Origin of the sequence: Streptomyces sp. NBC_01549 (assembly GCF_026339955.1) — a bacterium.
Lineage (GTDB): Bacteria > Actinomycetota > Actinomycetes > Streptomycetales > Streptomycetaceae > Streptomyces.
The window spans coordinates 2,738,290-2,761,031 of record NZ_JAPEPW010000001.1 but is presented as its reverse complement, the minus strand read 5'-3'; the positions used below and the strand labels follow the sequence as shown (position 1 = coordinate 2,761,031).

23 protein-coding genes and 1 tRNA gene are annotated in these 22,742 nt (G+C 67.6%); 15 read left to right on the top strand and 9 right to left on the bottom strand.

Going from position 1 to position 22,742, the window contains the following annotated elements; all coding sequences use genetic code 11:
* Positions 1-320 precede the first annotated feature (320 nt).
* Entirely contained in the window at positions 321-4,472 is a 4,152-nt protein-coding gene (locus OG819_RS12045) for a CHAT domain-containing protein (protein ID WP_266649353.1), read from the top strand.
* On the top strand, positions 4,469-5,212 hold the full coding sequence (locus OG819_RS12040) for a hypothetical protein (protein ID WP_266649351.1): 744 nt from the start codon (positions 4,469-4,471) through the stop codon (positions 5,210-5,212). The genes OG819_RS12045 and OG819_RS12040 overlap by 4 nt, the downstream gene beginning before the upstream one ends.
* A 292-nt stretch (positions 5,213-5,504) precedes the next feature.
* Here OG819_RS12040 and OG819_RS12035 read toward each other — a convergent pair whose 3' ends face one another.
* From OG819_RS12035 to OG819_RS12010, 6 genes are all read right to left on the bottom strand, one after another.
* Positions 5,505-5,969 (bottom strand): hypothetical protein, encoded by a 465-nt coding sequence (locus OG819_RS12035; protein WP_266649349.1) that lies wholly within the window; start codon positions 5,967-5,969, stop codon positions 5,505-5,507.
* Between the two features lie 1,052 nt (positions 5,970-7,021).
* Complete coding sequence (locus tag OG819_RS12030) at positions 7,022-8,326, bottom strand: hypothetical protein (protein WP_266649348.1); 1,305 nt, start codon at positions 8,324-8,326, stop codon at positions 7,022-7,024.
* A gap of 302 nt (positions 8,327-8,628) precedes the next feature.
* A complete protein-coding gene (locus OG819_RS12025) occupies positions 8,629-9,006 on the bottom strand; it encodes a hypothetical protein (protein WP_266649344.1) in 378 nt (125 codons plus the stop codon).
* Positions 9,003-9,350, bottom strand: coding sequence for a hypothetical protein (locus tag OG819_RS12020; RefSeq protein ID WP_266649342.1), 348 nt, complete (start codon positions 9,348-9,350; stop codon positions 9,003-9,005). Before OG819_RS12020 ends, OG819_RS12025 begins: the two co-directional genes overlap by 4 nt.
* Positions 9,344-9,772 carry an ATP-binding protein gene (locus OG819_RS12015; protein WP_266649337.1) on the bottom strand — a complete coding sequence of 143 codons (429 nt, stop codon included), beginning with the start codon at positions 9,770-9,772 and terminating at the stop codon, positions 9,344-9,346. The genes OG819_RS12020 and OG819_RS12015 overlap by 7 nt, the downstream gene beginning before the upstream one ends.
* 46 nt (positions 9,773-9,818) lie before the next feature.
* A complete protein-coding gene (locus OG819_RS12010; protein ID WP_095854126.1) occupies positions 9,819-10,226 on the bottom strand; it encodes an NUDIX hydrolase in 408 nt (135 codons plus the stop codon).
* 107 nt (positions 10,227-10,333) lie between these two features.
* On the opposite strand from OG819_RS12010, the gene OG819_RS12005 reads away from it, so the two are divergent.
* The 11 genes from OG819_RS12005 to OG819_RS11955 all read left to right on the top strand — a co-directional run bounded on the left by OG819_RS12005 (position 10,334) and on the right by OG819_RS11955 (position 18,120).
* Positions 10,334-11,122 (top strand): GntR family transcriptional regulator, encoded by a 789-nt coding sequence (locus tag OG819_RS12005; RefSeq protein ID WP_010985167.1) that lies wholly within the window; start codon positions 10,334-10,336, stop codon positions 11,120-11,122.
* A gap of 177 nt (positions 11,123-11,299) precedes the next feature.
* Positions 11,300-11,656, top strand: a complete 357-nt coding sequence (locus OG819_RS12000; protein WP_266649334.1) for a hypothetical protein — start codon at positions 11,300-11,302, stop codon at positions 11,654-11,656.
* Positions 11,656-13,035 carry an FtsK/SpoIIIE domain-containing protein gene (locus tag OG819_RS11995; protein ID WP_266649333.1) on the top strand — a complete coding sequence of 460 codons (1,380 nt, stop codon included), beginning with the start codon at positions 11,656-11,658 and terminating at the stop codon, positions 13,033-13,035. The genes OG819_RS12000 and OG819_RS11995 overlap by 1 nt, the downstream gene beginning before the upstream one ends.
* 94 nt (positions 13,036-13,129) lie before the next feature.
* Positions 13,130-13,750 carry a DUF2637 domain-containing protein gene (locus OG819_RS11990; RefSeq protein ID WP_266649332.1) on the top strand — a complete coding sequence of 207 codons (621 nt, stop codon included), beginning with the start codon at positions 13,130-13,132 and terminating at the stop codon, positions 13,748-13,750.
* 12 nt (positions 13,751-13,762) lie between these two features.
* On the top strand, positions 13,763-13,954 hold the full coding sequence (locus tag OG819_RS11985; RefSeq protein ID WP_266649330.1) for a mobile element transfer protein: 192 nt from the start codon (positions 13,763-13,765) through the stop codon (positions 13,952-13,954).
* A gap of 16 nt (positions 13,955-13,970) precedes the next feature.
* Positions 13,971-14,156 (top strand): hypothetical protein, encoded by a 186-nt coding sequence (locus OG819_RS11980; protein ID WP_266649329.1) that lies wholly within the window; start codon positions 13,971-13,973, stop codon positions 14,154-14,156.
* A gap of 30 nt (positions 14,157-14,186) precedes the next feature.
* Complete coding sequence (locus OG819_RS11975) at positions 14,187-14,432, top strand: SpdD protein (protein WP_266649328.1); 246 nt, start codon at positions 14,187-14,189, stop codon at positions 14,430-14,432.
* Positions 14,433-14,580: 148 nt separating this feature from the next.
* Complete coding sequence (locus OG819_RS11970) at positions 14,581-15,894, top strand: replication initiator (protein WP_266652673.1); 1,314 nt, start codon at positions 14,581-14,583, stop codon at positions 15,892-15,894.
* Positions 15,887-16,099, top strand: coding sequence for an excisionase family DNA-binding protein (locus OG819_RS11965; protein WP_099921537.1), 213 nt, complete (start codon positions 15,887-15,889; stop codon positions 16,097-16,099). Before OG819_RS11970 ends, OG819_RS11965 begins: the two co-directional genes overlap by 8 nt.
* Positions 16,099-17,238, top strand: a complete 1,140-nt coding sequence (locus tag OG819_RS11960) for a tyrosine-type recombinase/integrase (protein ID WP_266649326.1) — start codon at positions 16,099-16,101, stop codon at positions 17,236-17,238. The genes OG819_RS11965 and OG819_RS11960 overlap by 1 nt, the downstream gene beginning before the upstream one ends.
* 162 nt (positions 17,239-17,400) lie before the next feature.
* A complete protein-coding gene (locus OG819_RS11955) occupies positions 17,401-18,120 on the top strand; it encodes a DUF5677 domain-containing protein (RefSeq protein WP_266649324.1) in 720 nt (239 codons plus the stop codon).
* Between the two features lie 102 nt (positions 18,121-18,222).
* Here the strand turns inward: OG819_RS11955 and OG819_RS11950 are convergent.
* Positions 18,223-18,296: transfer RNA gene (locus OG819_RS11950), tRNA-Gly, on the bottom strand.
* A 501-nt stretch (positions 18,297-18,797) separates the two neighbouring features.
* Between OG819_RS11950 and dcd the strand changes: the two genes are divergently transcribed.
* Positions 18,798-19,373 carry a dCTP deaminase gene (dcd, locus tag OG819_RS11945; protein WP_266432096.1) on the top strand — a complete coding sequence of 192 codons (576 nt, stop codon included), beginning with the start codon at positions 18,798-18,800 and terminating at the stop codon, positions 19,371-19,373.
* A gap of 31 nt (positions 19,374-19,404) precedes the next feature.
* The gene (locus OG819_RS11940; protein WP_266626831.1) at positions 19,405-19,920 is read left to right on the top strand and encodes a phosphoribosyltransferase; all 516 of its coding nucleotides are present in this window, start codon (positions 19,405-19,407) and stop codon (positions 19,918-19,920) included.
* Between the two features lie 100 nt (positions 19,921-20,020).
* Here the strand turns inward: OG819_RS11940 and OG819_RS11935 are convergent, their stop codons facing one another.
* The gene (locus OG819_RS11935) at positions 20,021-20,929 is read right to left on the bottom strand and encodes a Yip1 family protein (protein WP_266649322.1); all 909 of its coding nucleotides are present in this window, start codon (positions 20,927-20,929) and stop codon (positions 20,021-20,023) included.
* Positions 20,930-21,119: 190 nt separating this feature from the next.
* Entirely contained in the window at positions 21,120-22,622 is a 1,503-nt protein-coding gene (locus OG819_RS11930) for a VCBS repeat-containing protein (RefSeq protein WP_266649320.1), read from the bottom strand.
* Positions 22,623-22,742 lie beyond the last annotated feature (120 nt).

Genomic DNA, 22,742 nt, shown 5'->3' with positions numbered 1-22,742 from the left:
ATGCCTCGGACTCTGCTTCGGGCGAAAGTGGTCGGTCGTCCAAACCGAACTCCCATGACGAGGAAAACGGGGCTACGCAGTGCCGCTGCGCTCGGACCCTAGTTGCCCAGGTGGTGGTAGACACCGGAAACAGCGGAAGACGCGAAATGCCGGACGCCGACCTGTTAGGGACGAGGCCGCTCTCGGTGATGTCGGTGGACGTTCGGGAGTGAGCGGACTCCCAGAACGGTTGTGCGGCCCCTGTGTGGATCGACAGTTCGTCCGGGCCTCTCGTGTCGCCCTTACTACCATGAGTGGGCCAACGGGGGACGGGAGTATTCGTGGAAGACGCACGGCTCAGTGAGCTGGCCGCCCGTGTACGGGAGTTCGGTGACGGTGGAGAACCGCAGCGCGTACTCGACGACGATGCCTTAGCTCTCGCGGTGGATCTCTTCGCCTCGGTCGACGGACGCCCCGAAGAGACCGACCCCGATGTCCTTCACACCGTTGCCGCGTTCTATTGGGCCCGCTCCGTGGCGCACGGGAACAGCGCCCTTGCCGCCAAAGACCTCGACATAGCCATCGGTGTGTTCGGCCTGCTCTACCTGGTCGATCACCGGCGAGTGCCAGGTGAGCTGTGGCCCCGGTTCGTCGCTGAGACCGGGTACGACCCGTGGAGCGACCCGCTGGAACATGCGGCAGATCTGGTCGTCGATGCCGAGGAGACGGGTGACGTCGCTGCCCTCGACCAGGCCATCAGTCTGATCAGGACCGTCGCGGACAGCGATGACAACTCGTACCGGGACACCCTCCACGGCCTCGCGCTCCGACACCGCGCGGCTCTTCCCGACCGTCCTGCCGTGGAACGGACCGCCGACGCCGATGCCGCGGTGCAGCTGCTGAGCAGGGTAGCCGCTCTCCCGGAGCCGTCCGCTGCGCGGCGCGCGATCCGATGGACGTCTCTCGCCGATGCCCTCGTACGGCGCTTCGAGGCCGCAGGGGACATCGGGGATCTCGTTCAGGCCGAGGAAGTCTGCCGGGCTGCCCTCGTGCACGCTGCCGGGGACGCCTCAGCGTATGCGCGTGCGGCCGGCGGACTCGGTTCGGCTCTCGGCCTTCGGGGGGAAGCAGGGAACGCGACAGCCGGCGACGACGATGCCGTAGCCCTGCTCCGCGAAGCGGCAGGGTGGCTGCGTCAGGCGGTCGACCTCACGGACGGCGCCCAGCGCGAGGCGTATCTGGCTGCCCTGGACAGAGCCATGAGGCTCCTTCTTGAGCGGACGTCCCGAGCCCGGAGGGCCGGGGAGGCCAGGAAGGACAGGGAGGCCAAGGCGGCCGACGGGGTTCCCCAGTCAGACAACGCTCCTACTGCGCCCGAGGACGGCCGCGCGCCCCGCCCGGGCGGTCCCGAGGTCCGGCGTCAGGCCCAGACCCTGGTCACCCTCGCCGGACAGCTCGCGGCGCGGGTGGTGACCGAGAACGAGGCCGTACGCCGGGCGAAGGACCCGTCGCTCGTGCTCTCGGAGGCCGCCGTGGTCTCCGTGGTGTTGGGCGCCTTACGACTCGTAGCGGCCGGTGAGGCGCGCGACGCGGTGCCGGTACTGACCCTGGCGCTGGAGGCTGCGCGCGCCCGTTGGCCCGCCGGACAGGGAACGCCCTGGTGGTGGGCGGCCGATGCCTACGTCGAGGCAGGACGGCTCGCGCTGATCGAGATGGCCGACGGGCTGCTCTTCCGCCGTGTCTGCGCCGTGGCGGACGAACAGATCGCCGTACTGCGCGACAGCGGCCGCGCCGAGGACGTCGCCGAACTCGCGGAGACACTGTTCGCCGCGGGGCTGGTGCGCACCAGCCCGTATCTGGGAAGCATGTCGGGACTGACCTTCGAGTCGGCCCACGACCTGTGGCGCGAACGCCAGGCTCGGCAGCGCTCGATCCACCCCGACGACTCCGTCCCACCGGAAATCGCGGAAATGCCCGCCCCACTGGTCGCCGGCGAGGAAGCGGTCCGGTACCTGCGCGAGGCGGCGGACCTGTCGCACGGGCACAAGCGGGGGCGTGTCCTCAAAGCGCTGGCCGAGGCCCTGTCCTTGGTGGCCGGTCTCCGGCAGGTGTCGCACGACGAGGAGATCCGGGCGGTTGCCCGTGAGGCGTTCGACGTGCTGGACCCGGTCGAGGATCCCCTCGGCCATCTGTACCTGCTCAGAATCCTATGTCTCCTGGGTGAGCTGGCGCTGCCCGGCGATGTTCAGGACGTGCTGCCTCTACCGCTGGCCGCTGTCCTGGACCGGCAGGGGATGCGGGACGCCGCGGGGGTCTTCGCCGAGGCGCTGGCCCTCGCCGAGGAGGCCCGCCGGCCCGATCTGGAGTTCCAGCTGATCGAGGCTGCCGACCGCGAACTGCCGGACCTGCCCGGGGACTCCTACCGTCGGCGCCGCTGGGCCAGTGAGGTGCACTGCCTGGCGGACAACCGTCTGCGCTGCTCCCCGGGGCCGTTCCGGCTGGAGGAGGCCGCAGGAGAGTTCCGCACCATCGCCGACCGGGACGGCTGGCCTCCCGAGCAGCGCGCGGCGACCCTCGTCCACCTCGCGGCGCACGTCCGCGGAGACGACGAGGAGCGCATCGGCCGCGCTCTCATCGCAGAGGCACGGGAACTGGCTCCGGAGCTGTGCGGCCGGCATCGCCCGGCACTCGACTACCTCGACGGCACGCTCGCGTACGACATGGGCCTGCGCACGTCGGAGGCGGGACAACATGCCCTCGCCGCACGCCACTTCGCCGACGCAGTCGCCGCCCATGCCTTGTGCGGCCAGATGGACATGGCGCTGAACAGCCTTGATGCCGCACTGCGCGGTGTGCTGGAGGCCGACGAGAGCAGCGCAGCCACGGCCGTGGCCGCGTTGATTCCCGCCGCCGTGTGGCTGCGGGGCGGCGTCGACGAGGTCATCGGCTGGAAGCTCCGGGACCTGTACCAACAGTTGGTCGTCAGACTCAGCGGTCCGACCATCTCGTACGGCCTGATGCTGGCAATCCACCAGGCCGCCAAGGGAGTGGACTTCACGCTCATCACCGGACGGCCCGGCCCGTTCACGCCCTCCGCTCGGCTCTCGCGGCTTCTGGCGCGTGTCAGGGCGGACGAGACGCGGCTGCCGGGACCGCTCAGCCAGCCCGAACTGCCCGGCGCCCACGATGCGATGCTCTTCTACGTGGGCACCGGCGAGTCCGAGCCCGGCGGCGACGCCGAGACGGAGCACCGCAACATGCAGCGTGCCGTGGATCGGTGGATCAGTCAGGAACTCCTTGCCTCCGGCCGCACGGACCGTATGCCGATGATGTTCCCCGACGAGTTGCAGGCGCTGCTGCCCGAGGACACAGTGCTGCTCTCGCTGTATCTCGGCCATGCCCGACGGGACGGCGCCGAGGCGCCGGTGACCTCGCTGTCCGGCATGGCGGTGACCCGCGACGACATGGAACACCGCACCGTGCTCCTGCCGAACTTCGAAGCCGGGCTCATCCGCCTCACGCGTGCGGGGCACTCTCTCTCCCTGCACCCAGTGGCCCTTCATGTCGCCGCCTTACGACAGGCCGTCGTCGCGGACCCGCTGCACCGACCGGTCAGCCGTGACGCACAAGGGCAGCTCAGGGACGACAGCGTCCCCTATCTGGCGGCTTTCGCCACTTCGCTGGACGGCTGGCGGGCCCAGGGCAAGCGGCACCTGTGCATCTGGCCCAACGGCCCACTGCACTACCTCCCTTACCACCTCCTGGAGGTCGACGGCCGTCCGATCGCCGAGGACTGGACCGTCACCCAGGTGCCGAGCCTGGGCTTCCTGCGCACGCAGGCACCCGGCCTCCACCGTCCGTCCGGGCGTGGGCTCGTGGCCTTAGCGTCCGCGGCCGGGGGTGCCCGCCACGGTCTCCTCGCGCAGGACACCCTGGAGGTGCACGCCGCCCAGGTCGCCGCGGCCATGGGCGGTCACGCGGTGCTGGGAGCCGCGGCGACACCGCGGCGGCTGCTCGGCGAACTCGCCGACGCGCGGTACGTCCACGTCGCCGCGCACGGGGCGCACAACGAGTGGGCACCGTGGTATCAGTGCCTGTTCCTCTCGCCGGACGCGGACAATGACGGTCGTGTCTTCGCCCACGACATCCTCCAGGCCGACTTGCGGGGCGTCGAACTCGTGACGATGAGTTCCTGCGAATCCGCCCTCGGCAGGTTCGACGTCAACGACAACCTGCGCGGCCTGCCCGCCGCGTTCCTCTCTGCCGGCGCCTCGGCCGTCATCGGCTGCCTGTGGCCGGTCCACCCGGAGGTGGCCACGGAGTTCTTCGGGACGCTCTACGAGCACCTCGCGCGGACATCGGACCGACGGGCCGCGTTCCGCGCCGCGCAGTCGGCCGTCCGCGACCGTCATCCGGCGTACCGGGACTGGGGCTCGTTCTGCTTCATCGGCGACTGGCGTCAATCGGATTCGAACCACGGAGCTGCCTTGTGAGCCAACTGGACCTGCCTCCGACCCCGCTCCACGAGATCGACCTGGTGGAGGTGCCTCGGCTGCAGTCGCCCGCCCCGCAGCAGCGCATTGAGGGGCGGGTGTCGCTCAGCACCGCCGTCGTCCACCCGCTGACGGCGGAGGAGGCGGCCGCGGGTGACGCGGAATGGCTCGGCTTCCTGACCGCGGAGGCGGCGCACAGCGACTATCTCCTCCTCAGCCTCACGTGCGCCTTCCGCCCACCGGCGAACGGTGATCCCTTCGCCGACGCCGCCGTCGGGGTGCTCCTGAAGTCCCCGGACGAACCCGCGGATCTACAGCCGATCGCCTGGTCGATCTCTCCCAAGAGGCGGTCCCATCCGGTGGAGCGGGCCACCACCATCGCGCTCAGCGCCAAGCTGGCGATCGTCGAATCCACGCTCGAAGTCACCCCCGGCCAAGGCCGGGAGGAACTCTTCGTCATCGGAATGGGCGAGCGCGACAGCGACCCGGAGTGGCGCGTCCAGGCGACGAACCGGCACCCCCTGATCGGCGACGAGACCTTCACGCTGATCGTCAAGGCCACCGCAGGCGCGCCTGTGCAGGCCCACGTGACGGTGGCAGCCACGATCAAGCACCGTCGCTTCGGCCTTGTCCCCTACCGAGGGGACCTCCCCGCCGCGTTGCGCACCATCGACCTGCGCCGCCGGACCGACTCGCAGAACGGAGACACGAGGGCTGCCTCGCGTACGACCGGCGCCTGAGGCAGAGCGCGATCACCGCATCGACGTGGACCGGACAACAACAAATCCCAGGCCACTGACCTGGGGCTTCAACATGGAGCGGGTGACGAGAATCGAACTCGCACTCTCAGCTTGGGAAGCTGCGAGCTTTTGCGGCCGGTTTCGGCGCTGACCTGGACGAACGGTTTGCTCGGGGCCTCGATGGGTGCTGCCCCCTTCTCCGTGGTTCCCCGCTGTTCCCCGCTCGATCTGGTGCGGTTGTGGTGCGGTCCGGTCGACGTTTGGAATCAGCCCAGGGACCTGTGCAAGTACCTCAGAGGTGCTGCTTCGCTGAGACGACGAGTCGGCTGATGTCGTCACGGGTCCGTGCTCTCAGCTCGTCCAGCTCGGCCCTGGCGTCCGCCTTGGGTAGCTCCGTGATGTTCGCCAGCACGTCTTCCGCGGTCCGACTCAGCCTCCGGTCATCCGTCAGCATCTGGACCCGGAATAGGGCCTCCTGGGCGCTGGAGCGCAAGTCGTAGGCGCGGATACGCACCGCGTCGGGGTCCTCCGGTGGCGGCTGCTCATGCTCACAGAACCACAGATGGACCAGACAGCGGCGATAGTTGACCAACGCGCCGGCGTAGGCGGAGTAGGCATCGAGTCGCTCCTGCCGAAGCTTCTCGCGGCGGGTGAACTGATGGCTCCTGTCGGTGGTGCGCTGTTGAAACGCCAGAGTGATCCCCGACCCAAGCAGGGTTCCAAGAACGGCTATGGCGCTGGCGATGATGGACTCCACGCCTCAAGCTGATCACGCTTCGCCGTCGCCGGTGGGCTGCTGGCCCAACTTCGCTGCCAAGTTGGCGATGCCCTCGGCCCACGCTGAGACCGAGGGCACGACCTTCTGATCCGTAGCTCTAGCCAGTTCGGTCAACGACGGTCATTCCGGTCGCTCCGAGGCCCCTGAGGAGCACAGATGGGCGGGGTAGTCGCTGGGGTTGCGGTACCGCGCTGCTGTACGGCTTGCTTCGCTGCCAGATTCCGGGCGTGAGCTTCTCGTCGTAGCCGCCGTTCGTAGTCGGCGATTTGACGCGTGACGGGGACGCTGGTGGCAGTTCGAATCAACCGCTCGTTTTCACGATCCACTAGAAAGGGACCGTTGCCTCCCAACCGAGGCCGCGGTCCGTTCGGACCATCCCAGACTGCCCCCCAGTAGAAGATCCACCCGAACGGCAAGGCCTCCACACGCAGGATCTGAAGGTCGTACTCGACGCAGCCCTGTGCGGCGTCGATTTCCGCAAGCACCAGTCGGCGCGCGTCCTCCTCAGTCAGCATCCCCCGATGATGACACGGCGCCTTCACACGCCTGGGCGTATTACGCCTGGCGTACACCCGCTTTAGGAGAGAGGCTGGGTGATCTGCGGGCTGACCTGCGGCTTCGATGGCCGAGAAAGTGAGCGGCTACTCGACTGCGGGACACCGGTGTTGACCGTGGCTGACCTGACCCCTGCATCTGGCACGGTTGTGGCACGAACCTCAGCCGACGACAGTCAGCCACGATGGCGGGTGCGTCGACCGACGAGGCGCGCGTGTGTCTCGCTGCACCCCTACCGGCCTCCACCACGCTGCCAGTGCCGTCGACCAGAGAAACCCAGGACGGCCGGCACGTGATGACGGTGCCTGAGCCCTCAGCTCGGGAAGCTTGGGTCCTCGGCGGCGGTTGCTGCGCTGACCTGCGGCGAATCGGCAAGGGGGCTTGCCGTACCACCGACCTCGTCCCCGCCATTCCCCGTGGTTCCTCGCACGATCTGGAACCCATCCTCTATGTGCGACTTCCCGCCACCAAGATGGCTACATAACTTTACCGTGGGCGATGATTATCTGCTCGGCGCAGAAGCGTAGGAGAGGGGTCTCCTTGGAAAGCTCAGTATCATCCACGAACGGGAAATACTTCGGCCTTGCGCCATCCTTGGCGTGGACAAGGGAGTTTCTCGTCTGATAGATGCGTTTCGCTAGTGCTGCCTTTACTTCTGCATCTCGGTCGACTTCAAGGTTAACGGGGACATTCTCAGAGAACGACGGCGAATTGGTCTTATAGTAGTCAATCAGGTCCGGATCATGGGCTCTCAAGTCGTCGAGTAGGCGATCCAACCTGACAAAGTTCTCCAGCACCAGAGCGAGTGCGCGCTGTTCGTCGACGCCGCCTTCATCTCGCACGCGGCGCTGAGTCGCTGTCACTAGCTTAATCACGCCCTGAATGTCCTTTGATCGCTTGAGAGAGAAAGCCGGATCTGCAATTTTTCTGCGGACCTGCTCGACGAAGTCATCGTTGAAGACTTTCTCGAAGAAGTGTTCAGCGATGTGATAGTAAGACAGATACTGCAGCATGGGGCTTTCGGCCGATACTGCCAACTGATAATGGTGCACGAGATCTGAGTTATACGTCATCCTTGGTGCGTCCATAGCGGCCTCGGCTGCCCGGCCGCGCCTCCTGACTCTACCCGCACCGAATAGATGTTCGATGTCGCTAGTAACGCGGAACGACACGTCGTAATTGAATGCCAACTGAAAAAGGAAAGCCTCGGCAGCGTCCTTGAAATCCGACCGAGGTCGCGCCGACTCGATGCGCAGGGTCATGAGGGGCATGACCTCGCCCATGAGGCCGCCGAGGGAAATATTCGATTCAGTCGACGATGGATCGAAATACCTCACTCTGCGATCCCGGATCCTCCTACGAGCATTCTGGATGAAGAACGGGGTTCTCGGTATCGAGGGTGTAGGAGTTTTCGCTTGGAGGAGCAGGTTGAGCGAGTACTCCAGAGAAGGATTTCCAACCGAGTACTTCAGTCCGGTCTCATCGGATGATGCGATCTCCTCAAGATCTCTTGGCATAATCCCAGCGGGGCCGAGTGCGCCGTTTCGGACGATTAGGAATTCGCAGCGATTGTTCCATTTGAGTTGGGCAGCATTTTCTCTGTTTGCCTTATTTAGCTCGCCGATTGCGATTTTTAGGTCCGCATTTTCAAGGCGGCCCACTTGGGTGTGCGAGTCGAGGTTAATTGGATTTTCCAGGATTAGGTGATTCTCGGTCCACGCGTCGATGTCAAGTACGAGTTTGAGTGCCTCAATGGCCTCCTCGTGGGTTACTTCAGTCATCGCCCAGCTCCTTTGGTCATCGATGGATGTGATGGTCAGTTATATCTGAACTGATGGAATCGTGTGATGGATTCGCGTAGTCCGATGCTGGCGGAGTGGGTTCGACCGGTGGCTAAGACCGTGGAACCAACCCGGCTTGACGTATCCCTCGTCTGGCAGCAAGCGGCGGATCGCCTCAGCCCGCGGCACGGGCGCCGGCCGGGCTGGAGCGGGACGGAGGCAGGAGCGCAGGCCCGGCCGGGGGCCGGGCCGCGCGCGGTGAGCGGAGCGAGCCGCCTTGAACCAGTAGAGAAAGTTGTAACTCAGTACTTGGTGTAGGGCTTGAAGTCGTATGCGCAGGATGGAAGTTCAAGGCTTCGCCGGTGTGCCAGGGGTAGGAAGAGCGCTGGTCGGGCCGTCCAAGTGATGCGAGTACTGCCCTGGTTGATCGTGACTGTGCAGGGTTCCGAGCACAGGAGGGCTCTTCTCGTCTTGATGCGGCCCTCGTACAGCCATTCCCAGGCTTCGTCGAAGGCTCTGGTGTCCAGTGCTGGCGTGATGGTGCGCAGTGCGATCGCTATCCAGCGGTCTGCTTGTCCGGCCGAGTAGGCGTCGAAGGAGCTGTGAAAGGTCGGCTGTTGCGCCTCGGTGAGGTCTTCGGTCCAGCATTCGCACCAGAAGCCGCGGGTGTATCCGTTCACGAGGCCGCTCCCGGCGGGCAGGCCACGAGGACGTAGCGCGTGTTCTCGTCGTGCAGGGTGAGTTGGTAGGCCGTGCCTGTGGTCAGGTAGGCGAGGGCTCGTTCGTGTTCGGTCTCGTCCCTCAGCCAGTAGCGGCCCGGCTGGGCGTATGCCATGTCGAGTTGGTCCGTGACGTTCCTCGTGCGTTCGCGAAGCCATCGCAGGGCTAGGCGGGGGCTCGTTGCATCGCGTGATCCCAGGGGGATGGAGCTGGTCTCGTGCAGCGGGTAGGCCGTGGCCCAGCAGCGGTACGCGCCGCTCTGCCCCGCCGCGGCTAAGTCCTCGGGAGTGGTCGACGTCAGCACGGGTGGCCTCCCGGGTGGGCGCTCGTGAAGAGTTCTGCGGTGATCGTGTGGCCGGCCTGGCTGTCGTGGATCACGACTCGGTGGGCGATTGCGCTGACCATGCCGAGGCCTCGCCCGTGTGTGGCGTTCTGGTCGGCGCTCTCGGCCTTCGGTGCCGTCCCGGTGCCGCCGTCGTCCGTGACCGACAGGGCGACCACCTGCGACGAGATCGCGAGTGCCAGATGGAAGCTGCCCGACTGCTGTCCGCTGGCCGTGTGGAGGATCGCGTTCGCGCTCAGCTCGCTCACGATCAGTTCCGCGTCCTCCGCTAAGGGCGAGCCGCGCAGGATGTCCCGGGTCCAGCGGCGGGCCCTGCTGACCTCTTCTGGGAAACCTGGGCAAGTGAGGCCCCAGACCCGCGCAGTGCTCGTATACTCGTGCATACAAGTTCCTTCGTGCTGGTAGGCCGCCATGTGCAGCGGGTTCGGGCTAGACGAGTTTCACGCCGTCGTGGGCGCGGATGGCCGGCGGGGATGCCGCGTCGAGTGCGTCCAGGACGCGGATCGCGTATGCCTCGTCGGCGAGGTCGGTGACTTCTTCGCGGGTGGCCCAGCGCAGTGCGTAGGTCTCGTCCCCGGTGGTGGGTGTGCCGTCGGCGGCTTCGCAGCGGAAGACCAGCGAGACGATCAGGCCCGTCATGTTCTTGTAGACGCCGGTGAGAGTCGCGGGAAGCGCGATCTTGATGCCGGTTTCTTCGAGGACTTCGCGTTGGAGGGCCTCGGGGATGGTTTCCTCGCGTTCGAGGACTCCGCCCGGGGGTTCCCAGTGACCGTTGTCGCGACGCTTGATCAGCAGGGCTCGGCCCTGGTCGTCGACAATGACTCCGGCAACGCTCACGGAGTGCGGGCGGTCAGTGGTCACGTTCCTCGGCCTTCTCGGATGGCTAGGCTCTCCACCGTAGCAACAACACTCGCCCACTCGTCTAGATACCTAAAGGAGTACTCGTGACCTCACTCCCGACCAGCCTTCTCGGCGACCTGGACCCCACGAGCGATCGTGCGGTGTTCCGGCAGATCGCCGACCAGCTGCGCGAGGCCATCGACCGTGGGCGATTCAAGGAGGGCGAAAAGCTCCCCTCGGAAGCTGAGCTCGTCGAGCACTACGGAGTGTCCCGGATGACCGTCCGGAACTCCTTCTCCATCCTCCAGGGCGAGGGGCTCGTCCATGCCGAGCACGGGAAGGGCGTCTTCGTGCGACCACGCCCGCCCGTGCGGCGGCTCGCCTCCGACCGGTTCGCCCGGCGCCACCGTGAACAGGGAAAGTCCGCGTTCATCGTCGAGGCCGACGCCGCCGGAAGTCACCCGCAGGTGGACAGTCTGGAGGTCAAGGAGGAGAAGGCCAGTCAGGACATCTCCACGCGGCTCGGCTCCGTGCGGCGCGTGCTCGCCCGCCGGCGCCGGTATCTCCTCGACGGGCGTCCGGTCGAGTTCGCCACCTCGTATCTCCCGCTCGACATCGCCCGCGACACCCCGATCGCCGAGCCCAATCCCGGTCCCGGCGGCATCTACGCCCGTCTTGAGGAGCTCGGTCACCGCCTCGACCACTTCGAGGAGGAGATCCGGGCCCGGATGCCCTCGCCGTCCGAGGTCAAGACGCTCCGGCTGGCTTCCGGTGTGCCCGTGATCCACCTGATCCGCACCGCGTACGACACCGAGGGGCGGGCCGTGGAGGTCTGCGACACGGTCATGGCGGCGGATGCGTACGTCCTGTCGTACCAGCTCCCGGCGACGTGATCGGCGTGAGGAGCGGGTGATCCGCGGTGGTGCGCGAGGCCGCTTCCCGGAACTCGTACACGCCAACAGGCATACTCGTATAGACGAGTGGGCAAGTTGTGTGGCAGGGTGGTCGTCGTTCCCGGAGATCGGGTTCGAAGGCTGCATCTTGTATAGACGAGTAGATAGGAAGAACTCTTGCGCACCATCCGTGTGGAGACCTCGGCCGCGACGATCCTGCTGACCGAGGCGCCCGAGCCCAAGGTCCGCGACCGGCAGACCGGCGAGATCGCCAAGGACGTCAACAGCGGCGAGGCCCTGATGACGATCGGCGTCGTCTACATCGAGGAAGGGGAGTCCTCCCTGATCAAGGTCACGGTTCCGGAGAGCGGGGTGTCCGAGGGGCTCGCGCTCGGTGCTCCGGTCTCGCTGCCGGGGCTCGTGGCCCGTCCGTGGGAGAGCGTGTTCAACGGGCAGCAGCGGCACGGCATCGCCTACCGCTCCGCCGCCGTCACTCCGGCCGCGTTCCCCGCGGCCGTGGGGGCCACGGCCTGATGACCGATCTGGCAACGCTTCTGGAGGTGGGTGGTCCTGTCGCCGCGCTCGGCGGCGGGGCTGCCTACACCCGGGCCAAGCACCCCGGCGTCTACTGGTCCACGGTCGGCCTCCCGATATCCACGGCCCGGCTGCTCAGCTCCTACAGCTCCGTCATGGAGGCCTGCGGCCTGACCGTGGCTCCCTCCCGGCTGCGGGTCCTGGCGGTCAAGGCCACCACCCGACGGGAGATACGCCCCGTACCGCCGCGTCGGGGAATCATCCGGCCCACTTCGACCGGGTTACGGCTTCGTCTGCGGCTCGCTCCGGGGCAGGAACCCGCCGACGTAGCCGCCTCGGCCGAACGGCTGCGGCATGCCTGGGGCGTCCACGCCGTGTACGTCACGACCGTCAAGCCTGGTGTGGTCGAACTGCGGCTCGTCGGCTTCGACGTGCTGAGGCGGGTCCGGATGCCGCGCAAGGTTGATGGCGGGTTCCTCAAGGTGCCTGTGGCGCTGCGGGAGGACGCCACCCCGTTCGTACGGGACTACCGGACCGTGCCTCATCAACTGACCCTCGGTGCCACGCTGTCAGGCAAGTCCATGTACTTGCGGCATCTCGTCGCTGGACTCGCCCCGCAGCCCGTCGCCCTGGTCGGCATCGACTGCAAGCGCGGTGTGGAGCTGGCGCCGTTCGCCGACCGGCTCTCGGCACTGGCCACCGACCCCGAGCAGGCGGCCGAGCTGCTGCCGGTGCTCGTCAAGGAAATGGAGGACCGATACGACCTGATCAAGGCCCGGCAGGGGATCGCGCCGGACGCCCCCGACGAGGAGATCACCTCGGACATCTGGGGCCTGCCCGAGCACGAACGTCCCGTGCCCATCGTGCTGTTCGTCGACGAGGTGGCCGAACTCTTCCTCGTCGCCACGCGCAAGGACGAGGACCGGCGCGACGAGATGGTCACCCAGCTCATCCGTCTCGCTCAGCTCGGCCGTGCCGCCGGTATCTACCTGGAGGTCTGCGGGCAGCGCTTCGGCGCCGAACTGGGCAAGGGCGCCACCATGCTCCGGGCCCAGTTGACCGGCCGTGTCTGCCACCGCGTCAACGACGAAGCCTCCGCCAAGATGGCGCTCGGCGACATCGCCCCCGAGGCCGTCTCCGCCGCGTGCGCCATCGCTCCCGAACGGCCTGGCCTGGCCGTGGCCGGTGACACCTCCGGTGGCTGGTCCCGCATCCGCACCCCGTATCTCTCCCTCGGCGACGCCGCCGAGATCTGCCGCGAGTCGGCCCACCTGGTGCCCGACCTGCCCGCGCTCAAGCGCTTCCGGCCCGACGTGCCCGTACGGCCCGTCGAGACTGCGACGGCCTCGGTACTCCAGCCGCGCCCCGTGACCGACTGACACTCGCCCCTCCCCACCCCGGTCGGCGTGACCGCCTCGCGCCAACTCCCTACCCCTCCCATGCCTGAATCCTAAATCCGGAAGGAGCCGTAGCATGCGCGCCCAACTGGCCCGTGTCGACGCGGTACTCGTCCAGGCGCTCATCGCCGCAGCACTGTCCTTCGCCCACCTGCACGACGTCGCCTCGGCGGCCGGTCAGGACGGATGGAAGGCCTGGGCGTATCCCGTCTCCGTCGACCTGCTGCTCGTCGCCGCCTGGCGCCGGCTGCGGACCGGTGAGGAGAAAGCGGCTGGGTGGTGCTGGTTCGTCATCGCGCTCACCGCCTCCCTCGGGGCCAACGTCGCCACCGCCGGACTCCTCGACCTGGACCAGGTGCCGGCATGGCTGCGCATCCTCGTCGCGGGCTGGCCCGCGGTCGCCTTCCTCGGCGGAACCCTCCTCGCCCACTCGGCCCCGGCCCCGCACGAGGGCACCGAGGACCAGCAGGACCAGGAGGACGCGCCCGATCCCACCCCGGAGCTCCCCGCGCAACCGGCACCCAAGCCGACCCCCGCGCCGCCTGCCGTCGCCGTACCGGCCGCCCTGGTCGAGCACGCCCGAAAGGTCGCCGCCGAGCACCGGAACCGTACGGGAGCGGCCATCGACACCCCGACTCTCCGCGCCCGACTCGGCGTCCCCGCCCCCATGGCCGACGCCATCGTCGCTCAGCTCTGAAAGGAGATCCGCGTGACCGCCAACCGCCGCTTCCGTGACGTCACCCGCATCGGCCCCGTCCAGGTCGGCACCGCCTACGACAAACGGGGCCGTGAGAAGCACACCGCCGCCTGCACCGCCCCGCGCTGCGGCTTCTCCGCCGACTACGACAGCCGCGCCGCCGCCGAACTCGCCGCCCGCACCCACCGCTGCCCCGTCCGCTGAAAGGACCCGCACCCCCGTGACCGTCAGCCTCCCGCTCGTCCTCGTCCTCGGCTTCATCGCCTGGGGAGCGGTCAAGTTCCTCGGCGTCCGCACCTGGATCGTCGTCGTGATCACCCTGTTCGGCTTCCTGCTCTCGCACACCTTCATGGCCCCCGCCATCGACTCCGGCACACGTTCCGGCGTGGGCATTGTCAACGGCTGACATGACTAGACGAGTAGATAAGGAGACGCTGTGTTCCTGCCCAAGTACCCCGACAACCCGACGCCGCCGCCCGCGCACACCCACGCCCCGGCCGATCCGGCCCCCGTACGACGCACGCTCCCGCAGATCTCCATCAGCCCCGGAGCGGTCGCAACAGTCCTCGTCGGCGGAGTCGTCCTGACCGCGCTCCTGGCCGCCGTCGCCGTCACGGCCATATCGGTCACCATCGCCGCCGTGGTCCTGCGCTCGATGCTCCGCGACCACCACCGGCGCTGAACGGCGCCTGATGCCCCGGGGCGGTTCGACACGGCCAAGCATCCGCCGCCCCGGGGCTCATCCCTCCTGACCAGCGCAGCAAGCCAGCCAGAAGGAGAACGCCATCTTCACCCGCCCCACCCCGCCCCCACTGCCCGAACTCGCCAAGCTGGCCCAGCACGGCACCCTGCCCGGTATCCTCCGCCAGCTCTCCGGCCTCGGCGGCTGCACCCACCCGATCCGCCTCGACGGCCACCGCACCGAATACGACGTCAACACCCGCACCGGAGAGATCGGCAACATCCTCCACCGCCTCGACTCCACCACCCTCCCGGCCGGTCACCTCCTGGTCCGCTGCAACAACCGCCGCACCACCCGATGCCCGGCCTGCGCCGAGGTCTACCGCCGCGACACCTTCCACCTGATCACCTCCGGCCTGCGCGGAGGCAAGGGCATCCCGGAACGCGTCGCCGCACACCCCCGCGTCTTCGCCACCTTCACCGCACCCAGCTTCGGCCCCGTCCACAACCGCCCCACCGGCCCGGCCGGTTCAGTCCGTCGCTGCCGCTGCGGCGTCCACCACGACCAAGACGACGCCGAGCTCGGCACCCCGCTCAACCCGGACACCTACGACTACGAAGCCGCCGTCCTCTGGAACGCACACGCCGGTCCTCTATGGCGCCGCCTCTCCACCTACCTGCGCCGCGAGGTCGCCAAGCGGGCCGGACTCTCACAACGCACCTTCCGCGAGCACGCCCGGGTGTCATTCGCCAAGGTCGCCGAGTACCAGAAGCGCGGCGCCGTCCACTTCCACGCCGTCATCCGCATCGACGGCCCCGGGGGCGGCGACACCCCGCCCCCGGCCTGGGCCACCGCCGAGCTGCTCACCGACGCCATCGGTGCCGCCGCTGCCCACGTCCGCGTGGACGGCCCGCTCATCAACGGACGCGCCCACATCTTCACGTTCGGCCGTCAGCTCGACGTCCGCACGATCCGATCCGCCGACTTCGACGGCGGCCAGGAGCTGACCGAGCGGGCCGTCGCCTCGTACATCGCCAAGTACGCCACCAAGGGCGCCGAGACCGCCACGGGAGCTCTCGACCGCCCCCTCAAGTTCCTCGCCGAACTCGCCCAGCTCGACATCACCGACCACGCCCGCCGAATGATCCGTACCGCCTGGACCCTCGGCGCACGCAAGGACCTGGAAGACCTCCGACTCCGCGCCTGGGCCCACATGCTCGGCTTCCGCGGCCACTTCTCCACCAAATCCCGCCGCTACTCCACCACCCTCGGCGCACTCCGCGACGCCCGCGCCGAATGGCGCCGAGCTCAAGCCACAACAGCCACCGAGACCGGGACCGACACGACATACGTCCTCGCCCACTGGGCCTTCGCCGGAACCGGCCTGTCCTCCGCCGAAGCCTGGCTCGCCGCATCCCTCGACCCCGCCCCCGGAACGGAAGGAGAACCGACCCGTGGCTGAGCACTATCTCTCGGTCGACCAAGTCGCCGATTTGCTCGGCACGACCGTCCGCTTCCCTCGGCGGCTGATCGAGGAGCGGCGCATCCGGTACGTGAAGGTCGGCCGGCATGTCCGCATCCCCGAGAGCGCGGTCGAGGAGTTCATCGCAGCGCGCACCGTAGAGCCGATCCGGCTTCGTCGCGTCGGCCTGCGGAGGGCCGCCTGATGGCCAACAAGAAGGGCAGGCGTCGCCGCTTCGGCGCGGTGCGGCAGTACCGATCGGGGAGTTGGACAGCGTCCTACCTGGCGCCCGACGGTGAACGTGTCCGGGCGGACGAGACCTTCGCGACCAAGAAGGACGCGGAGATCTGGCTCTCCCAGGTTGAGGCAGATCTCAGCCGAGGGGACTGGCGCGCTCCTGACGCCGGGTCGGTCAACTTCCGCGTCTACGCCGAGAAGTGGGTCGAGGAGCGGGAGTTGGCCGTTCGCACCGAGGATCTGTACAAGCACCTCCTCCGACTGCACCTCCTTCCGACCTTCGGCGCGCTCGATTTGGACGAGATCACCGCTCCTCGCGTCCGTGAATGGCGGTCTGAGCGGCTCCGCACCACCGGAGCCAAGACCACCGTCGCCAAGGCATACCGCCTCCTCAAGGGCATCTTCGAGACGGCCGTAGATGATGATCTGGTGAGCCGCAACCCGTGCCGGATCAAGGGCGGGGGCAAGGAGTCCGCCGCTGAACGCCCCGTCGCCACCGTCGCCCAGGTCGACGCCCTCGCCGATGCGATCGGTATCCGCTGGCGCCTCATGGTCTACCTCGGCGCGTACGGTCCGATGCGGCCCGAGGAACTGGCCGGCCTGCGCCGTCGTGACGTCGACCCCGACAACCTGGTGATCCGTGTCCGCGTCGCCGAGCCGGAGCGGACGAACGGCAAGCGTGCTCCCGGTGAGACCAAGTCGGACGCGGGCGTCCGTGCCGTCGTGCTTCCGGGTTTCCTGCACAAGGAGGTGAGGCAACACCTCGCCTGGTTCGCCGAGAAGGGCCCGGACGGTCTGCTTTTCGTCGGCGAGAAGGGAGCTCCTTTCCGGCGAACCTCCTTCGGCCGGAAGTGGCGCCGGGCCCGTGCAGCCGTGGGCCTCCCGGACGGCTTCCGTTTCTACGACCTTCGTCACACCGGACACACGCTCTCGACTCGTTCGGGCGCCACCCTTAAGGACACGATGGTCCGGGCCGGTCAGTCTTCCGAGAAGGCCGCGCTGATCTATCAGCACTCCGACGAGGAGCGGCAACGGGACGTGGCGGCCGGGCTCGACGACATGGTGCGCGCCGAGCGTGCCAAGCAGGACGGGGGCTCTGATTCGTAGCTAGCAAGTCCCGATGTTGATCTTGAAGGGTGGGCGCTGAAGCGCTCGCCCTTCTCTTGCGTAACTCCCTTATTGCTCGGCGCGATCTGGGCGGACAAAAATATGTGAACCAGTCCGATCGTGCTCAAGTACCCTTCCGCTCATCCGACATGAGGAACGAGCATGAGTAACGTCACGCGCCAGCAGTACCGCGAAACTGTCGAGAAGCTGGTCGCCGACTACCGGGCGGCTGGGCCTGTTGAGGCGAAGCACCGCAACTATCGGCCCGTTCTCATCGGGCACGGGTGGTGCGCCGAGGTGCACCGCCTCGCAGAGTCGGCTCTGCATCTCGTCGATCTCGGGTATGGCCATGAGGCACTGATCTTGCTTCGGACCATGTTCGAGACGACTATCAGCCTGCACTGGCTCTCACAGAAGGGTGACGCCGGTGCCCGCGGTGTTTTGGCGGAGGGTGGTCGGACGAACCGGGCTGCTCTGACGGACATGCAGAAGGCGTTCAAGCTGCCGCAGGACCTCGTCGACACCATCAAGAACGAGCCTGCCGAGAAGAGCGACGAGAGTGAGATCTTTCGCAAGTTCCAGGCCCAGTGCGACGAGATCGATCCGAAGCGGGAGCTGTATTCCGTCTACCGTCATCTCTGCGGCTACGCACACCCCAGCACGGTCGGCGCCTTCGCCTTCATCGAGCCGACGACCGAGCCCCCCAGCCTCCGCAGTGAGCCTAGGGTGGGGACCTCCGTGGTGGAGGTGACGGCTGCCATGTGCCTCATCTGGGCAGGACGGGCCTTCGATGAGATGGTCAGTGGGAAGCCGCGCAAGCAGTTCCTGCGCTCGGCTGCCAGGGAACTGGAGCTGCCCCCGATTCTGCCGCGAGTCAGCTGACCGAGTGGTGTGCCTTGGCCTAATGGTGCGGTTATGGTGCGCGCCCCGCCTACAGGTCTAGACAACAAAGAACCCCCGGGTCATCGACCTGGGGGTTTCATATGGAGCGGGTGACGAGAATCGAACTCGCACTCTCAGCTTGGGAAGCTGATGTTCTACCACTAAACTACACCCGCGTAAGACGCCGGTTTACCCGGTGTCGAATGCTCGCTCACTCTACCTCATACCCGCTCCCTGGCGCTGACGCCGTGGGGCCGGTGCGCGTTTCGGGGGGTGGACGTGGGTGCGGGGGGCCGGAGTTGGGGCGTACGGTGGAGGGGTCGAAGAGGGTCTGGGCGGGACTGGAGTGCCGCCTGGAGGGCCGTCCCTTTCATCCCGTAATGTGGCTTTCGTCGTCAGTTAGACGCGGCTCTTGGGGAAGGGACTCTGAGGACTTGATGGAGCGCACCGTCGTCCGTTGTGCCGAGGGGCACGTGTTCAGCACCGCTTCGTTCCCGATGCAGCAGGCCGAGCGGCTCGGCCCCGGTCGATTGATCCGGTGTCCGCGGTGTGCGCGGCTCCGGAGCGTCGTTCCGGTCATGCTCGAGAAGCGGTAGGACTCAGCGGTAGAACCAGCGGTAGGACCTGGGGCGCGGGGACTGTGCGAAATGCTGACAGTCCCCGCGTATCCTCGGGGCGTGCTTCTCTCAGACAAGGACATCCGCGCCGAGATCGACGCCGGCCGGGTGCGTATCGACCCGTACGACGAATCCATGGTGCAGCCCTCGAGCGTCGACGTGCGGCTCGACCGCTACTTCCGGGTGTTCGAGAATCACCGTTATCCCCATATCGACCCTTCCGTCGAGCAGGCCGATCTGACTCGGCTCGTCGAGCCCGAGGGGGACGAGCCGTTCATCCTGCATCCCGGGGAGTTCGTGCTCGCGAGCACGTACGAGGTGATCTCGCTTCCAGTGGACCTCGCCTCGCGGCTGGAGGGCAAGAGTTCGCTGGGGCGGCTGGGGCTCGTCACGCACTCCACCGCCGGGTTCATCGACCCCGGCTTCTCCGGGCACGTGACCCTGGAGCTGTCCAATCTCGCGACGCTTCCGATCAAGCTCTGGCCGGGCATGAAGATCGGGCAGCTGTGCCTGTTCCGGTTGAGCTCGCCGGCCGAGTTCCCGTACGGCAGCGACCGGTACGGCTCCCGCTACCAGGGCCAGCGCGGGCCGACCGCCTCCCGGTCCTTCCTCAACTTCCATCGGACCCAGGTGTGAGCGGAAGTGGGGAGAGTAAGGGAGTGAGGATATGAGCTTGTCCGACGCCCGGGAGAACCTCACCTACGAGCGGTTCGGGGCCGCGGTCCGTGAGCTCGCCCAGACCATCGCCGACGACGGCTACCAGCCCGACATCGTGCTCAGCATCGCCCGCGGGGGTGTGTTCGTCGCGGGTGGACTGGCGTACGCCCTCGACTGCAAGAACATCCACCTGGTCAACGTGGAGTTCTATACCGGTGTGGGTACGACGCTCGACATGCCCGTCATGCTCGCTCCCGTTCCCAACGCCATCGACTTCTCCGACAAGAAGGTCCTGATCACCGACGACGTCGCCGACACCGGCAAGACGCTCAAGCTCGTGCACGACTTCTGCGTCGACACCGTCGCCGAGGTCCGCAGCGCCGTGATCTATGAGAAGTCCCACTCGCTGGTGAAGTGCGAGTACGTGTGGAAGCGGACCGACGACTGGATCAACTTCCCCTGGAGTGTGCTGCCTCCGGTGCGTAAGTCCGGAGAGCCGGTCACCCCGTCGAAAGAAGCGCTCTGACCTGGCCCAGGCAAGGGATGGAGAAGGCCCCCGGCAGTGGTTCGGTGCCGGGGGCCCTCTCGTACGTACTCGACGTTACGCGGCGTACCGCGCGTCCTTGCTAGAACGTGCCCAGCTTGATGATCGACAGGATCGCGATCAGCTGGATGGCCGACGCGGCCAGTGCCTTCGGCCACGGGAGGTCGTGGGACTTGCTGACCATGAGGGTCAACAGGGCGCCCGCCGCGACCCAGGTCACCCAGCCGAGGAGCTGTACGAAGGACGCGTCGCCGCCGAAGAACATGGCGACGACCAGACGCGGGGCGTCCGTGATGGACATGATCAGCATGGAGAGGCCGACCGTGGGCTGCCAGGCGCCGTCGCCGCCGAGCTGGCGGGCCAGGGTGTGGGTGACCACACCCAGGATGAACGTGCTGATGACGATCGCCACGGCCGTCGTCAGGACGATCGGGACGGCGTTGGAGAGGGTGGCCTCTATGGCGTCCTTGCGGGCGCCGTCGAAGCCGAAGACGGCCAGCAGGCCGTAGAGGAACGTCACGATCAGGGCCGGGGCCCACATCGTGTAGTCGCGCATCTGCAGGAAGGTCTGGTTGGGGGCCGTGACGATGCCCCTCAGCAGGTCCTTCCAGTGCAGCCGGGGGCCGATCGGCGGGGCCGCCACCTGGCCGGCGTGGTAGGTGCCGCCCTGGGTGTAGGGGTCCTCGCCGACCGAGAAGGACTGGGTGTGACCGGGGCTGTTCGCCGCGTACGGGTCGGGGCCCTGCTGCGGGTGACCGTCGCCGAAGTACTCCGGCTCGCCGTGGCCGCCGCCGTTCGCCTGGGGCCAGCCCTGCTGGCCGCCGCCGTACTGCTGACCCCCGTACGGCTGCTGCTGCGAGGGCGCGGGCGGGTAGCCGTACGGCTGCTGGCCTCCCTGCGGAGCCTGCTGTCCGTACGACGGTCGGTGTTGTTGCGGTCGCGCTTGCGGGGCCCGGTCGTCCCGGCCGCGTCCGATCCTGAATCCAGCCACGTAATCGAACGTACCTGGTCCCGCACGGTGACGTGCTGGGTGCGGGCCATCCGAGGGGGTTTGGGGCCGAGCTGTGACATCCCCTAAGGGGAGGAGTACGCGTCTCCCTTACGGGCTTTCGGGCTCCGGAAGAGGTAAGAGGGCGGAAGCCGGGCCCGTGGGTGCGGGCCCGGCTCGAGAGCAGGTGGGATCAGTCCGCGAAGTTGGCGCCGAACGCCGGAGTGCCCGTCGTCGAGACGCCCGCGTCGGCCGGCCAGATGGCGCGGGAGCCGGTCGTGGTGATCTTGGAGCCGTTGGAGGGCAGGTAGGTGACGCTGCCGTCGCCACCGTTCTCGTAGGAGCCCACGAGCAGGTCGGCCTTGCCGTCGCCGTTGACGTCGTCGAGCTTCGTGTCCAGGCCGAAGAAGTCGGACTTCTCGTCGCTGCCGGGGACGCCCGGCGTGCTCTGGGCGAAGGCCTGGGTGCCGGAGGAGGTGTTGACGCCGTTCGCGGAGCCGTACAGGACGGTGACCATGCCGGTGTCCGCGACACCGTTCAGGTCCTCGTACGCGGCGCTGATGACCAGGTCCTGGTAGCCGTCGCCGTTGATGTCGCCGAGGTCCAGCTCGTAGCCGAAGCTGTCGGCCTTCTCCGAGCTGCCGGGCACGTTGCCGGAGTCCTGGGTGATTCCGGTGGTACCGGCGGGGCCGGACGCGGAGCCGTAGGTGATGTTCACCTTCCCGCCGAGCGCGGAGTCCGGGACGGTCGTGCCGTCCTCGGTCTTGTTGTCCCAGAACGCGCCGCTGACGATGTCGCCGAAGCCGTCGTTGTTGATGTCGCCGATGGCGGTGATGATGCCGGGCTTGAGGGCCTTGGCGGCGGAGACGTTCAGGCCGTTCGCGGTGCCGGGCACGTAGTAGTTCGTGTTCCAGCCGTAGTCGGTCTTGGTCTCGAAGCCGTCGACCACCAGGTCGGTGCGGCCGTCGCCGTTGATGTCACCGGCGGTGAGGTTCCGTGGGCCGAGGGCGTTGCCGCCGGACTGGATCGGGGGCTTGATCGTGGTGCGGGCGAGGCCGGCCGCGCCGGTGGAGGTGATACCGCCCCGATAGACGTAGATCGTGCTGGAGGAGTTGCCGACGGCCAGGTCAGCCTTGCCGTCGCCGTCGAAGTCGCCCGCGGCGATGGTCTTGCCCCAGTAGTCGTGCGAGGAGCCGGCCGGGTCGGCGATGGCCACTCCCTTGCCGGTGAGGCCGCTCGGGGAGCCCCAGAGGACGGCGAGGCCACCGGCGTCGGTGTCGTTGCCGAACTTCTCGTGCGCGGAGGACACGGCGAGGTCGTCGTAACCGTCGCCGTTGAAGTCCGCGTACGCCGTGTCGGAGCCGAAGATGTCCCCGGCCTCGGCGGTGCCGGGGACACCGGCGGTGTTCTGGCTGAGGGTGGAGCGCTTGGCGCCGGACACGCCACTGTGGGTGCCGTAGAGGACGACGACCTGGCCGGCGGCCTTGAGGCCGCTCACGTAGGCGTCGGAGGCGGAGAAGGCGACGTCGCCGATTCCGTCGCCGTTGAAGTCGGCCTGCGGGACCTTCGTGGAGTCCGCGGCCGTCGCCGTCGCGGCCGAGAAGGTGAGCAGACCGCCCGTCAGCGCGACCGCGGTGGCCGTCGCGAGGGCGAGTCTGAAGGTGCGTGTGCGGTGCTGCGGGTACTGCTTGTGCATGCGGGGGTCTCCTGGGCATGCGGGGATGCCTGACGGGCATTCCCAGTCAATGGGGTGCGGACCGCCGTCGTTCACCGGGAGTTGTCCCGGGGTTCGGGGGCTGGTCGGCGAACAGAAGAC

Bases quoted from the DNA above. Each gene is read 5' to 3' on its own strand.
- OG819_RS12030 (WP_266649348.1), bottom strand. From the start codon at position 8,326: ATGACTGAAGTAACCCACGAGGAGGCCATTGAGGCACTCAAACTCGTA.
- OG819_RS12015 (WP_266649337.1), bottom strand. From the start codon at position 9,772: ATGCACGAGTATACGAGCACTGCGCGGGTCTGGGGCCTCACTTGCCCA.
- OG819_RS11995 (WP_266649333.1), top strand. From the start codon at position 11,656: ATGACCGATCTGGCAACGCTTCTGGAGGTGGGTGGTCCTGTCGCCGCG.
- OG819_RS11990 (WP_266649332.1), top strand. From the start codon at position 13,130: ATGCGCGCCCAACTGGCCCGTGTCGACGCGGTACTCGTCCAGGCGCTC.
- OG819_RS11960 (WP_266649326.1), top strand. From the start codon at position 16,099: ATGGCCAACAAGAAGGGCAGGCGTCGCCGCTTCGGCGCGGTGCGGCAG.
- OG819_RS11955 (WP_266649324.1), top strand. From the start codon at position 17,401: ATGAGTAACGTCACGCGCCAGCAGTACCGCGAAACTGTCGAGAAGCTG.
- OG819_RS11940 (WP_266626831.1), top strand. From the start codon at position 19,405: ATGAGCTTGTCCGACGCCCGGGAGAACCTCACCTACGAGCGGTTCGGG.
- OG819_RS11930 (WP_266649320.1), bottom strand. From the start codon at position 22,622: ATGCACAAGCAGTACCCGCAGCACCGCACACGCACCTTCAGACTCGCC.